This window comes from Methylobacterium sp. FW306-05-D (assembly GCF_058782155.1).
The window spans coordinates 1-13804 of record NZ_JBYSXL010000096.1 but is presented as its reverse complement, the minus strand read 5'-3'; the positions used below and the strand labels follow the sequence as shown (position 1 = coordinate 13804).

Below are 13804 nucleotides of genomic sequence, written 5' to 3'. Positions count from 1 at the left end.
TCCCCCAACGCTCCCCCCACCCGAGCCCGAGGCCGGCGCCCGCCCCCGGGTGAGCGCGCGGGGCCGCCTGCGGACCTACTTCCTCACCGGCATCATCGTGTCGGGGCCGCTGGCCATCACGATCTACCTGACCTGGTGGTTCATCAGCCTGATCGACGGCTGGGTGAAGCCCCTGGTGCCGGCGAGCTACCTGCCCGACCATTACCTGCCCTTCTCGATTCCGGGGCTGGGCCTCCTCATCGCCTTCGTGGCGGTGACGCTGCTGGGCTTCCTCACCGCCAACCTGGTCGGGCGCAGCGTCGTCGAGTTCGGCGAGGTGCTGCTCGCCCGCACCCCGGTGATCTCGGGGCTCTACAAGGGCCTGCGCCAGATCTTCGAGACGCTGTTCTCCGCCAACGGCACCTCGTTCCGCACCGTGGGCCTGGTGGAATTCCCCGTGAAGGGCACCTGGTCGGTGGTGTTCCTCTCGGCGCCGGCCGCGCCCGACGTGCAGAACGCGCTGGCACCCGGGGGCGACCATGTCGGCGTGTTTCTCCCTTGCGCGCCCAACCCCACCACCGGGTTCTTCTTCTACCTGCCGCGCGCCGACATCGTGGAGATCGCCATGAGCGTCGACGACGCGGCGAAACTCGTGATGTCGGCCGGCGTGATCCAGCCCGACGACCACCCGGCGAAGTTCCAGGCCATGGCGGCCTCCCTGCGGGCCGCCCACGACGCGCCGCCGAAGGTCGACGCCTGAGCCGGGCCCCCGGCGTCTCGTCGTCGAAACCCGAGGCTTGGTGCCGTCCGCGACCGAGGCCCTGGAAGCGGATTTGAAAGGGCCTCACCGGCGGACATTCGCCGTATGCGCGGTCCCGCCGCTTCGTGCTCAATCAGACCGCAGACCGTGGTGCCGCCGCCATTGGCTGGGCGTTGAGCCCGTCCACCCCAGGAACGCACGCGTGAAGTGAGCTGCATCGTCGTAGCCGAGCTCTGCGGCGATGCGCCCGATGCTCAGCGTCGTCTCAACCAGCCGCTCGCCCGCGCGGAGAAGCATGATGCGGCGATGAATGTCGGCGTAGCACGTACCAACCTCCTCCAGGCGGCGCTGGAGGGTCCGGCGCGAGAGGCCGAGGCGTCGGGCCACGCGATCGATGGAAGAGCCCCCCTCGTCGAGTTCGAGGGCGATCACGTGTGCGACGCAATCTGCGAGCCGGTCGGTGATCGGCGCGTCCTGCATGGCCCCGTCGCGAACAGGACGGAAGCGGCAGGGATTGACGGTCCCCAGAAGATTGGCTGGGAAGGCGAGCCCAGCGCGTGGGCCCAGCGCGACCTCGCATCCGAACAGGACCTCGATCTCGCCGCGGGCCGGGAGCCACGCCCCTGTCACCACGGCGCGCGTAGGCCGCCAGGCCTTGCCGAGAAAATGGCGCACCGTACCCAGCAGATAGCCGAGCGCCAGGATCTCGTTGGCCTGACGCCCGCACGCGATCCGCTCGGCGACTTCGTAGCCGTAGAAGGCCTCCCCACCCCGGCAGCAGACGCCGGTCCGGGTCGCGGTCTGCAAGAGCAGCGGTGTGACGACCTCCACCCGCCCAAGGGCGTCGCCGAGGGTGTCAGCGGACTGCACCTGGATGCCGATGGGGCCCAGGCCTGCGATACCGGTGCGGGTCGAGAGCCGAGCCGGCAAGGCGGGATCGCCGATCTCGCGGATGGCTGCCTCGACGAGCGTGAGCTGATCCCGGAGAAGGATCAGCCGATCCGGAGTGTCCAAGAGCGTCAGGGGCATTCCGGCGCGACCGAAGGCGCGGCTGACGGAACCGCCGGCTGCGGCGACCGCCTCGGCGATCGGCCCCATCGTGCGCGCCCTGGTCAGTCCGTATGCCGACATGGATGGCCTCCCGGCCGCAAGGTCCGCGCTTTGGCGCAGGATGGCAAGATTGGGGGTCGGGTGTCGCCTAGACCGGAGGGAATCGGCCGGCGTGGATCAGGCCAGAGATATCCGGGAGGGAACGGCCATGTCGGCTTTCATCGATCGCAGCGTCATACGGCACGTGTATCGGATCGGTATGATCGGCGGCGTCATGACATCGCTGGCGGGGGCACCGATCCGCGCGGCGGAAACCACCCCGGTTTCCGTCGCGGTGCTGCCTCTCAAATTGCTCGACACCTCAGGCGAGCCCGCTGATCAGTCCGTTCAGCACACGGAGCGTCTGGCACGCCTGACGGACGACCTCGCCGTCGATCTTACCGGCACGGGCATGTACCGCGCGGCCGTGCTTCCCGCCGAGCAGCTGAGCCAGGATTGCCCCACGGGCCAAGCGACTTGCCTGCTCCAAGCCGCACGGGATCGCGGTGCGCAGCTGATCTTCGTCGGCGTCGTGCATAAAAGCAGTACCCTGATCCTTCAGCTTTGGGCGCGTCTGGTTGATGCACGGACGGGCCGAGAGATCCTGACCCGCGACCTGAATTTCCGGGGCGATACGGATGAGTCGTGGCAGCGCGCCGAGGCGTTCCTCGTCGCCCAGATCCGCGATGCGGCGGCGAAGCCGCTCTAGCCGATCACCTCTCGAAGGGGGGCACGCACCCTGCAGGCGCAAGATGGCCTTTCGCTCGGTCGGCCAGACTCTCGTACCGGAGCAAATCCTCTGCTGGGAAAAAGCCTCCGGCAGATGACGGATGTTCGCGTCCGCAACACGGTGCTGGGAAGCGAACGGGCGGAAATCCCCCCGTCCCGGCCGCTCGCTTCCGGCGAGCCCCGCGTCGGCGCGTCCCCTCAGCCGGCCCCGAGCAGCCGGATCGCGGCCTCGCGCTCGAACAGGTAGAGCAGCACCCGGAGCGCCTGGCCCCGTTCGCTCCGCAGGCCGGGGTCGCGCTGGACCACGAGCTGCGCGTCGTCGCGGGCCACTTGGAGCAGCTCGGCGTCGCTCTCCAGGCTGGCGAGGCGGAAGGCGGCCAGGCCCGATTGCCGGGTGCCCAGCACCTCGCCCTCGCCGCGCAGGCGCAGGTCCTCCTCGGCGATGCGGAAGCCGTCCTCGGTCTCGCGCATCATCTCGAGGCGGGCCCGCGAGACCTGGCCCAGCGGCCCGCGATAGAGCAGGAGGCAGCTCGAGGCCTTGGCGCCGCGCCCGACCCGGCCGCGGAGCTGGTGGAGCTGGGCGAGCCCGAAGCGCTCGGCATGCTCGATGACCATGATGGTGGCCTCCGGCACGTCGACGCCGACCTCCACCACGGTCGTGGAGACGAGGATCTTCGTCTCGCCCCGGGCGAAGCGCTCCATGGCGGCGTCCTTGTCGGGCCCTGGCATCTTGCCGTGGATGAGGCCGACGGCGTCGCCGAACGAGTGGCGCAGGTCCGCGAAGCGCTCCTCGGCGGCCGCCAAGTCGACGAACTCGGATTCCGCCACCAGGGGGCAGATCCAGTAGACCCGGTCGCCGGCGGCGAGCGCGCGGCCCAGGGCCGCCACCACCTCGTCGAGGCGGTCGGTGGAGACGAGGCGGGTGGCGATGGGCCGGCGCCCGGCCGGCTTCTCGTCGAGCACCGAGACGTCCATGTCGCCGAAGCAGGTCAGCGCCAGGGTGCGGGGGATCGGCGTCGCCGTCATCACCAGGATGTCGACGGCCGCGCCCTTGGCCCCCAGCGCCAGGCGCTGGTGCACGCCGAAGCGGTGCTGCTCGTCCACCACCGCCACGCCGAGATCGGAGAAGACCACGGCGTCCTGGAACAGCGCGTGGGTGCCGACCACGATGTCGACCTCCCCGGCGGCGAGCGCCGCCAGGGTGGCGCGGCGCTCCGAGGCCCTGTCGCGCCCGGTCAGCAGGCGCAGGCGCAGGCCCTGCGCGAGGGGCGCCAGGCGCTCGAAATGCTGGCGCGCCAGGATCTCGGTGGGCGCCATCAGGGCCGCCTGGCGCCCGACCTCCACGGCCGAGGCCATGGCGAGCAGCGCCACCGCGGTCTTGCCGGAGCCGACATCGCCCTGGAGCAGGCGCAGCATGCGCCGGTCGGAGGCCAGATCGCCCCGGATCTCGGTGACCGCGCGGCTTTGCGCGCCGGTGAGCGCGAAGGGCAGGCCGGCCGCGATCCGGCCGCTCAAGGTCCCGTCCCCCGCATTGGCCCGGCCGGGCGCCCGGCGGTTGCGGGCCCGCATCAGCGCGAGCGCCAGTTGCGAGGCCAGGAGCTCGTCATAGGCCAGGCGCCGCCGGGCCGGGGAGCGCGGCGGCGCGGCCGCCCCCTCGGGGAGGGGCGGCGGCGCGCGCTCGGGCCGGTGCTCGGCCCGGAGCGCGTCGGCGAAGGCCGGCAGGCCCTCGCGGGCGATCCAGGCCGGGTCCTGCCACTCGGGCAGCACCGGCAGGCGCTCCAGGGCGGCATGCGCCAGCTTCGAGATCGCCCGCGAGGTCAGGCCCTCGGTGGCGCCGTAGATCGGCTCGACGGCGGGCAGGGCGGCCAGGCCCGCCTCGTCGACGATGCGGGCCGGATGCACCATCTGGCGGTGCCCGTCCCAGAGGTCGATGCGCCCGGTGATGTAGCGGTGGGCGCCCAGCGGCAGCATCTTCTCGACGCGGGCCTGGGGCATGCCGAAGAACACGAGCGTGATGTCCCCGGTGGGGTCCTCCACCAGCACCCGGAAGGGCCGCCGGCCCGCCCCCGGCTGGGGCGCCCGGTAGCCCGTCACGGTGACGCCGAGGGTCACGGGCTCGCCGGGGGGCGCCTCGGCGATGGAGCCCATCAGGCGCCGGGCGACGCCCCCTTGCGGCAGGTGGAACAGGAGGTCGACGATCCGGGCCGGCTGCTCGGGGGTGCCGAGCAGCCGCTCGATCATCGGCGCCATCTTCGGGCCGATGCCCGGCAGGCCCCGCGCGGGCGCGAAGAGGGCATCGAGGATGCTCGGGCGGAGCAGGGGCGGGCGGGACGCGGGCTCGGTCATGCGGCCGCTCCGGCGCCGCGCGCAGCAGGGCGGACCAGACCAGATCTGTGAGCCGGGACGGTGGACATGCCTCCCGCCATAGAATGCGGGGGCCGACCGGAGCAACGCCCGCGTTGCCGCTCCGGCCCACGGGATCGTTGCCATAGCCCCGACGCCGGCCATATGCGAGGATCATCCGCCTCGGTGGAGGCAGGAGAGCCGGACGCCCGCGCCATGACGACAGCCACCCTCGACACCCTCGCCATCGCCCGCCGCCCGAAGGCCGCCGGCTTCTCCGAGGAGCAGGCCGAAGCCGTCACGGGCGTGATCCGCGACGTCCGGGAGGGCGACCTGTCCGCGATCGGGTTTCAGACCATCGTGGTGGTGGGCGCCCTCATCACGTTGACGAAGGGCCTCCGCTGAGGGCAGGGCGCCCGATCCTCCGATCCCGAATCCTCCGATCCCGAATCCCGTGATCCTTGGATCACGGCATCCCGGGATCACAGCCTCACAGGACCGACCGCATGTCCGGCACCACCCGCACCAGCGCCGACCTCGATCCGCGCCGCCGCCGCACCCTCTTCCGCGCCTGGCACCGGGGCATCCGCGAGATGGACCTGATCATGGGCCGCTTCGCCGATGCCGAGATCGGCACGCTCTCGGAGGAGGAGCTCACCACCTTCGAGGCGCTGATCGAGGTGCCCGACCGCGACCTGTTCCGCTGGCTCACCGGCGAGGACCCGACGCCCGAGAACTACGACACGCCGGTCTATCGCCGCCTCAAGGCCTTCCACAAGCACGACGCGCCGATCCACTAGGCGAGGGCGGGCGCGCCCTCGCAGGCGCCGGACTGTCCGCGCCCCGGGCGGGTCGGTGCTCCGTCCCGGGGGACGGGGAGGGGCGAAGGGCGGCCCGGCCGCGCGCGGGCATCGATGCCGACGGTCCAGGGCCGGGCGACAGCGCGCGGCCGCCCCGGACGATCACCGTCGGGCCCGGACAGATGGCACAAGACGAAGAGCGCGCCGGCCGGCCGAGAGGCGCACCGGCGCGCGGTCGATCGTCCGGGCGCGATCGTCGTTCCTCGAACGTTACCGGCGATGCCAAGAAGCGGTCGAGACGTTCCATCCTGCGTTAACCGAATCCTTCCGAATTTTCCTTGAGATCAAAGCCGCAATGCTTTCGAAACCTTCGCGATCTACGGCTCTCGGGAGACTCTAAGTTAAAAACAGAGCGTGGGTCTATCCGATGGGATCTTCGATCAAGCGGCGCCTTCTCGCGTCCGCAGCCGGGCTGGCCTGCTGTCTCGGCGGCCTCCAGGCCGACGCCGACGCTTCGACCGTGGCCGGCATCGTCATCCAGAAAGCCAGACAATTCGGCTTCCGGGCCGTCACCCTGCAGGCGGGCGGGTCCATCGTGCTGTCCAACGAGGAAGCCACGGCCGTCCATCACGCCTACATCGAGGCGGACGGCCTCCGCCGCGACTTCGGCGACCAGGCGCCCGGCAGCCGCACCACGATGGTGTTTCCGCAGCGGGGCGACTTCCTGGTCCTGTGCGGCGTGCACCCGAAGATGACGCTCGCCGTCCATGTGGACTGAAGAAGCCGGCGGCCTCGGGCGTCGGAAAGGGGCGGTCCGGTCGACGCCCGGAGGCGTGCACCGCCGATCGCCCCTCGGCCGAGGACGGGAACGGCCCGGCGAAAAATCGCGCCGGCAGGCCCGGGCCCACCGGGCTGGAAGCGTCGAAAAATCTTGACAATATTCCTATCCCGTGCCATCGTCCCCAGACCTGCCGCCCGGACGAAACGGGAGCCCGACCGGAGACCGACCGGGCGGGCTGAGGGGCGGCGGGGCGGTGCCCGCGTCGGTGGCTTCGGTCGCTGCCGCCCCGGGCGACGGCTCGCTATGACCGCAGGCTCGGCACAGGGCGGCGCGCCGGGGGAGGAAATGCCCCCGCCGTCCGACCCGTCGCTGGGTCAGCGGGAAGAAGCTGCGGCGCCGCCCATGACGAGGCGGCGTGCGACGAAGGCTCGCTCCGAAGCGTGCGGGGTCTCCCCAGAACCCGCCGAACTTAGCGCCAGCGCGAGCCCCGTCGGAGACACCGCGACGCCAACGGCCCCGGCGGCGACGCCGGAGCCCAGGGACGCCGGGGAACCGGCACATCGATGAAGCGCAACATTGGGTTCCGCGGCGTCCCGCGTCCCCGTCCGCGCGTCGATTTGGGCCATGCCCCCGGCGCGGAACCGCGCGCGGGGGCGAAGCCGCGTGGGGATGACGGCACCGAGGCCGACCCTCCCCCCGGTGCGGGGGAGGGTGGTCGCGGAGCGACCGGGAGAGGGGCTCGCCGCCCCCCGCGCGCTGGATCGACGCGGCGGCGTGCGGTAACGCCGGTACGGCGCCGCGCGGGTCTGGTAAGGACCGGACCCGCGGTTACATACGATCCGGTCGCGCGGTCCGGTCGCGCGCGCGATTCCGCCCGGTCCGCGCCCGGGGCGATCCGTCAGACGAACGAAGCCGGACGGCCCCGTCAGGGTCCGGCCGGCGCAGCACGAGTGCAGAACCCCGACCCGATGGCCAAACCCCAGCCCAAAGCCCCCGCGCCCGCGGCGAAACCCCAGACGGCGCGCTTCGCCCTGCCGAAATCCGGCGCGCTGGCCCGCGCCCTGGAGGCGCTCAAGCGCGGCGACAGCCCGACGCTGGCCAACGTGCCGGAGGGGTTCGACGCGGTGGTGGTGGCGGACCTCGCCCGGGCGCTGAGCCGCGACGTCGAGGGGCCGGCGGTGCTGGTGCACGTCGCCCGCGATTCCGGGCGCTCGGCCGCCTTCGTGGGCGCCCTGAAATTCGTCGCCCCCGAGATCGAGGTGCTGAGCGTGCCGGCCTGGGACTGCCAGCCCTACGACCGGGTCTCGCCCAACGGATCAATCGCGGCCCAGCGCATGACGGCCCTGTCGCGCCTCGCCCGCTCGCGCTCCTCGGAGGCGCAGCCCCGCATCCTCTGCACCACCGTCAACGCTCTGATTCAGCGGGTGCCGCCCAGAGAGAAGATCGCGACCGAGACCTTCTCGGCCGCCATCGGCAACGTGGTGCCGATGGACACGGTGACGGCCTGGGTCGAGGCCAACGGCTTCCTGCGCACCGGCACCGTGCGGGATACCGGCGAGTACGCGGTGCGCGGCGGCATCCTCGACCTGTCGCCGCCGGGCCTGCCCAACCCGATCCGCCTCGACTTCTTCGGCGACACCCTGGAATCGATCCGCGCCTTCGACCCCGAGACCCAGCGCACGGTCGGGCAGCTGCGCTCGCTGGACCTCGTGCCGATGAGCGAGGTCCAGCTCACCACCGAGACGATCCGGCGCTTCCGCCAGGGCTACCTCTCGGCCTTCGGCGCGGCCAACCGCGACGACCGGCTCTACGAGACCATCAGCGAGGGCCGGCGCTATGCCGGCCTCGAGCACTGGATGCCGCTGTTCTACGATCGGCTCGACACGCTGTTCGACTACGTGGCCGGCGTGCCGATGGTGTTCGACGCCCAGGTGGACGAGGCGGCGCATGAGCGCCTGACCCTGATCCGCGACTATTACGACGCCCGCGCCGAGGCCATGAAGGCGCCGTCCCCCGGGGTCGCGCCCTACAAGCCGCTCAAGCCCTCCGCCCTCTACCTCACCCCCAACGAGTGGCGCGACCGGGTCGCGGCGGCCGCGGTCGCCCGGCTCTCGCCGTTCTCGATGCCGGAGAGCCCGGAGCGGGCGACCATCGACTGCGAGGGCCGCCAGGGCCGCAGCTTCGCCGCCGAGCGCGCCGACGAATCCGCCAGCGTCTTCGACGCGGCGGTGGCCCACGTGAAGGACCTGCAGGGCTCCGGTCATCACGTGATCCTGGGCTCCTGGTCCGACGGCTCGCGCGACCGGCTCTGCTCGGTGCTGGCCGATCACGGGTTGAGGAAGCCCGTTTCCATCAACACCCTGGCGGCCGTGAACGCGCTGAAGCGCGGCACCGACGTCGCCGTGGCGGTCTGGGGGCTGGATTCCGGCTTCGTGGTCGACCGGCTCGCGGTGATCTCGGAGGGCGACATCCTCGGCGACCGGCTGGTGCGCCAGAAGCGCAAGGCCAAGCGCCCGCAGGACATCATCCTGGAGGTGCAGGCCCTCCAGCCCGGCGACCTCGTGGTCCATGCCGACCACGGCATCGGCCGCTTCGTCGGCCTCAAGACCGTGACGGCGGCGGGCGCGCCGCACGACTGCCTGGAGATCCAGTATGCCGGCGGCCTGCTGCTGCTCCCCGTCGAGAACATCGAGCTCCTGACGCGCTACGGCTCGGAGGATGCCGAGATCGCCCTCGACCGTCTCGGCGGCGGCGCCTGGCAGGCCCGCAAGGCCAAGATGAAGAAGCGCATCCTGGAGATGGCCGGCCAGCTCATCCGGGTCGCGGCCGAGCGCTTCGTGCGCCAGGCCCCGCGCCTGCACGCGCCGGAGGGCCTCTACGACGAGTTCGCAGCCCGCTTCGCCTTCGAGGAGACCGAGGATCAGGCCAACGCCATCGACGCGGTGCTCACCGACCTCAATGCGGGCCGCCCGATGGACCGCCTCGTCTGCGGCGACGTCGGCTTCGGCAAGACCGAGGTGGCGCTCCGCGCCGCCTTCGCCGGCGCCATGGGCGGCAAGCAGGTGGCGGTGGTGGTGCCCACCACGCTGCTGGCGCGCCAGCACTACCGGACCTTCGCGGAGCGCTTCAAGGGCCTGCCCGTGGAGGTCGCCCAGATGTCGCGCTTCGTCTCCAGCACCGAGATGAAGCGGGTGCGCGACGGCCTGACCGCCGGCACCGTCGACATCGTGGTCGGCACCCACGCCCTGCTCGCCAAGAACGTGGCCTTCAAGGATCTCGGCCTCATCATCGTCGACGAGGAGCAGCATTTCGGCGTGGCCCACAAGGAGCGCCTCAAGGCGCTCCAGGCCGACGTGCACGTGCTCACCCTCTCGGCGACGCCGATTCCGCGCACGCTCCAACTCGCCATGACGGGGGTGCGCGAGCTCTCGATCATCGCGACGCCGCCGGTGGACCGCCTGGCCGTGCGCACCTTCGTGACGCCCTTCGATCCGCTCCTCATCCGCGAGGCCCTGCTGCGCGAGCGCTACCGCGGCGGCCAGTCGTTCTACGTGGTGCCGCGCATCGAGGATCTCGCCGAGGTCAAGCGCTTCCTCGACCAGGAGATGCCCGAGACCAAGGTGGCGGTGGCCCACGGCCAGATGGCGGCGGGCCAGCTCGAGGACGTGATGACGGCCTTCTACGAGGGCAAGTTCGACGTGCTGCTCTCCACCACCATCGTCGAATCCGGCCTCGACATCCCAACCGCCAACACCCTGATCGTGCACCGGGCCGACATGTTCGGTCTGGCCCAGCTCTACCAGCTGCGCGGCCGCGTCGGGCGCGCCAAGGCCCGGGCCTACGCGCTGTTCACCACCCCGGCCAACCGCACCCTCACGGTCCAGGCCGAGAAGCGCCTGCAGGTGCTCCAGACCCTCGACACCCTCGGCGCCGGCTTCCAGCTCGCCTCCCACGACCTCGACATCCGGGGTGCCGGCAACCTGCTGGGCGACGCCCAGTCCGGCCACATCAAGGAGGTCGGCTACGAGCTCTACCAGCAGATGCTGGAGGACGCGGTCACGGCCCTGAAGGCCGGCATCGACGAGCCGGTGGAGGAGGCCTGGTCCCCCACCATCGCGCTGGGCGCCCCCGTCACGATCCCGGAGGACTACGTCGAGGACCTCACCGTCCGCCTCGGCCTCTACCGCCGGCTCTCGACGCTGGAGAACGACGCCGAGATGGAGAGCTTCGGCGCCGAGCTGATCGACCGCTTCGGCCCGCTGCCGCCGGAGGTGGAGCAGCTCCTCAAGATCGTCACCATCAAGATCCTGTGCCGCGACACCAACGTGGAGAAGGTCGAGGCCGGCCCGAAGGGCGTCGTCGTGCATTTCCGCGACAAGGCCTTCGCCAACCCGCAGGGGCTGGTGGCCTACGTCGCCGAGCAGGCCTCCTTCGCCAAGGTGCGGCCGGACATGAGCATCGTCTTCATCCGCGAGCTCGACACCATCCCCGAGCGCCTCAAGGTGACCACGACGATCCTGCGCAGCCTCGCCACCATCGCCCGCCGCAAGAAGGCGGCGTGAGCCGGCAAAGAGGAGGCTGCGCGAGCCCGGAAAACGCGAAAAGGGCGCGCCGCCGGCACGCCCTTTTCGCAAACGAAGCAGAGGGTTGGTCCGGTCTCTTCGACCGGCGCGTCAGAGGTCGGGCTCGTTGAGGACGTAGGGGCCGATCTGGCTCTGCAGGTCGATGCAGGTGCCGGACCGGCGGCCCATCGCCTCGTCCACCACGATCACCGGGATGCCGGCCTGGCGCATCTGCTCGCGCAGGCGCTCGGAGAGCTGATCGTAGGCCGGGTCGTTCCGGGACGAGGCCTGGAGCAGGATCGCGGCCGGGCGCGCGATGACCGCGAGCACGTCATGCGCCGCCTCGAGCGAGGCGGTGACGCTGGCATAGCCGAGCTCGGCGAGCTCGGCGGCCAGCGAATGATCGATGGCGCGGTGGCCATCGTCGACAACGAGAACTTGTTGCAGCGCACCCATGAGCATCAGTGCTAGCCCATCCTTCGTCCCTTGGAAAGGGACTCGTGTGACAACACACATGTGGGCGGTTGGTTCGCCGGCCACGTTGTTAACGTGACCGTGCCGTCGGTCCCCTGAGCGCGGGATGAACCGGATCGATGCGGCGCATCATTCCACTGTGGGAAGACCGGACGGGCCGGGCGCAAGCCTCTCGTGCGAATCGACAATCCGGGTTTCGCCCCCGCCTGTGCGCCGCGGCGGCGGGATCGCGCCCGGGCGCCGGGGGAGCGACCGGCCCCCCGGCCACGACGCCGGCCGGGTCGGCGTTCAGGCGCGCCGGATGGCCAGGGTGCGGTCGTCCGCGATGCCGGCGGCGAAGGGCGAGGCCGCCCAGGCATCGACCGTCTCGGGAATCGCGATGTCGCGCTGCAGCGCTTCGGCGTGGCAGGCGCGTCCCCGGAAGGCGAGGCGGCCGTCGGGGTCCCGGCGCAGGGCCATCAGGGTCGAGAACAGGTGCGCGCGCTCGGGATGGGTCAGGGACAGGGCGACGTCGTTGGCCTCCCGGGCGCCGGTCAGCAGCGCGGTCTCGCCGAAGGCGATCACGTCGACGACCGGGCGGTGCTCCGAGGAGGCCAGGCTGCGCGGTCCGAGCTGCCCCGGGGCGCGATGCGCGAGCACGATGCCGTGCAGGCTCGCCGGCAGGCGGCTGGCGGCGAGGTTGCGCTCCAGGCGGGCGGGCACCACGAGGCGCGTGGGCAGGGGCTGGTCGAGGGCGGCGGCGAAGCTGCGGGCCTCGAAGACCGGCAGCGTCTCGACCCCGGCTCCCGCCACCAGGGCCGCACCGAGCCCGGTCACGAGTCCGCGCAGGTCGCTCTGCGGCACCAGGCTGAGGATGCGGTCGCCGGGCTGGACCCGGGCGGTGACGAGGTAGACGGCGATGGCCGCCAGCAGCGCGTCGCCGCTGCGATGGACCGGACGCGTTGGATCGCCCTCGGCGAAGCTGATGAACCCGCCGGGGCCGGCCGCGAAGGGGCCGCCCGCCTGATCGAGGGCCATGGCGTCGAGGCTGATCACCCCGTCCGGGACGTCCGGACCGAAGGCGGCGAGGTAGCGCAGGCCGAAATAGCGCACCGCGACCCGGCACAGGCGCTCGGCGAGGGCGAGGGGGCCGAACCGCGTCTGGGTGATGACGGCCGGGAGCGCGGCGTGCTGGACGGCGGCGAGCAGGCCCTCCTCGTCGAGGGTGAGGGGCAGCAGGCAGGGGATATGGCCGGCGGCCTCCACCGCCAGATAGGCGATGAAGCTCTCGGAGCTGCCCGGGAGGGCGATGCCGATGCGGCTGCCCGGGGCCAGACGCCAGCTGCGCAGGCCGTTGGCGAGGCGGGCCACGATCTCGGCCGCCGAGGCGTAGGTCCAGGTGATGGCGGCCCGCCCGCTCCAGAGCGGCTTGTGCGGCGGGTCGACGAAGGCGACGCGCCGCGGATGGGCATGCGCCGTGCCCGCGAGCAGGGTGCAGAGGCGCTGCGCCCGGGGTGGAACCCGCGCGCTGTCGGGGCCCTCGCCGGAGGCGCTCGCCGGCGCGGGGCCGGACCCGACCTGGGCCGAACGGCCGGGACCCGTCGCGGAAGCACCATTCATGCGGAGACTGGCCTGAGACAGTGGAATCCCTGCCCGGACGGAGTCCAGGAGGTGGGCGGCTTGAAGATGGGCTGCTTGCTGCGCCGGCACGTGCGCTGACTCCCGCGACCCACCGTTCATGAAGGCTTAGGGTTAAGCCCGGCTTAACCGCCGGACCCCGGTCCTGACCGCGGTGTCATGTCTTCGCCGCATTCGGGGGGAAAGCAGTCCGCCCTGTCGTCGGGGCGGGACCGTGCCGTCGAGGGCGCGGTCCGGGGGTTGCCGCGCGGTGGCGGAGGGATTCGTCCGCCGCGCCGCCGCGATCCGGGCCCCGTCATGATCCCGGCCCAGGGGCGATGTCGGCTTCGAAGCGATGGCGGTCGAAAGGGGCCTGTCCGGCAGGTCCGGTGCGATGAATGCGCCGAACCGGTACCGAACGGGCCTCCCAAGCCCCGAAGCGCCCTTGAAGTCCGAACCGTTCGATGCGAATCCGCGCTCCAGTTTCAAGGCGCATCCCGCGAGCCGAATCCGTTACGCCGTCATCTTAAGGGGTCAGAGCTGATGTTCTTCGCCAACCGTCCCGCGCGCCCGCTGCGCGTCGCCGCGTTCCTCGCCCTGGCCGGCCTCACCGGCGCGGCGGGGGTTGCCGGACCGGCTCTCGCGCAGGCGCCCAAGGGCAAGGCCGCGCCGGCCCCGGCCGCCCCCGCGC

The 13804-nt window shown here is 71.9% G+C and carries 10 protein-coding genes; 6 read left to right on the top strand and 4 right to left on the bottom strand.

What is annotated here, in order from left to right; translation table 11 throughout:
• A partial coding sequence (locus AC3WLN_RS21535) for a DUF502 domain-containing protein (protein ID WP_492484688.1) occupies window positions 1-739 on the top strand: 739 nt, incomplete at its 5' end.
• Between the two features lie 129 nt (window positions 740-868).
• Here the strand turns inward: AC3WLN_RS21535 and AC3WLN_RS21530 are convergent.
• The gene (locus tag AC3WLN_RS21530) at window positions 869-1870 is read right to left on the bottom strand and encodes an AraC family transcriptional regulator (protein ID WP_492484686.1); all 1002 of its coding nucleotides are present in this window, start codon (window positions 1868-1870) and stop codon (window positions 869-871) included.
• Between the two features lie 127 nt (window positions 1871-1997).
• On the opposite strand from AC3WLN_RS21530, the gene AC3WLN_RS21525 reads away from it, so the two are divergent.
• Window positions 1998-2537, top strand: coding sequence for a DUF2380 domain-containing protein (locus AC3WLN_RS21525; protein WP_492484684.1), 540 nt, complete (start codon window positions 1998-2000; stop codon window positions 2535-2537).
• Between the two features lie 218 nt (window positions 2538-2755).
• Here AC3WLN_RS21525 and recG read toward each other — a convergent pair whose 3' ends face one another.
• On the bottom strand, window positions 2756-4903 hold the full coding sequence (gene recG / locus AC3WLN_RS21520) for an ATP-dependent DNA helicase RecG (RefSeq protein WP_492484682.1): 2148 nt from the start codon (window positions 4901-4903) through the stop codon (window positions 2756-2758).
• A 213-nt stretch (window positions 4904-5116) separates the two neighbouring features.
• Between recG and AC3WLN_RS21515 the strand changes: the two genes are divergently transcribed.
• The 4 genes from AC3WLN_RS21515 to mfd all read left to right on the top strand — a co-directional run bounded on the left by AC3WLN_RS21515 (window position 5117) and on the right by mfd (window position 11043).
• Window positions 5117-5305, top strand: coding sequence for a DUF1640 domain-containing protein (locus AC3WLN_RS21515; RefSeq protein ID WP_492484680.1), 189 nt, complete (start codon window positions 5117-5119; stop codon window positions 5303-5305).
• 101 nt (window positions 5306-5406) lie between these two features.
• Complete coding sequence (locus AC3WLN_RS21510) at window positions 5407-5700, top strand: FAD assembly factor SdhE (protein ID WP_056477903.1); 294 nt, start codon at window positions 5407-5409, stop codon at window positions 5698-5700.
• Between the two features lie 427 nt (window positions 5701-6127).
• Window positions 6128-6478: a cupredoxin domain-containing protein gene (locus AC3WLN_RS21505; RefSeq protein WP_492484678.1), complete on the top strand. Its 351-nt coding sequence runs from the start codon at window positions 6128-6130 to the stop codon at window positions 6476-6478.
• 971 nt (window positions 6479-7449) lie between these two features.
• Window positions 7450-11043 carry a transcription-repair coupling factor gene (gene mfd, locus AC3WLN_RS21500; protein ID WP_492484676.1) on the top strand — a complete coding sequence of 1198 codons (3594 nt, stop codon included), beginning with the start codon at window positions 7450-7452 and terminating at the stop codon, window positions 11041-11043.
• Between the two features lie 111 nt (window positions 11044-11154).
• On the opposite strand, the gene AC3WLN_RS21495 is transcribed toward mfd, so the two are convergent.
• Window positions 11155-11499 (bottom strand): hypothetical protein, encoded by a 345-nt coding sequence (locus tag AC3WLN_RS21495; RefSeq protein ID WP_463780466.1) that lies wholly within the window; start codon window positions 11497-11499, stop codon window positions 11155-11157.
• Between the two features lie 306 nt (window positions 11500-11805).
• Window positions 11806-13116 carry an AMP-binding protein gene (locus tag AC3WLN_RS21490; protein WP_492484674.1) on the bottom strand — a complete coding sequence of 437 codons (1311 nt, stop codon included), beginning with the start codon at window positions 13114-13116 and terminating at the stop codon, window positions 11806-11808.
• Between the last annotated feature and the right edge of the window lie 688 nt (window positions 13117-13804).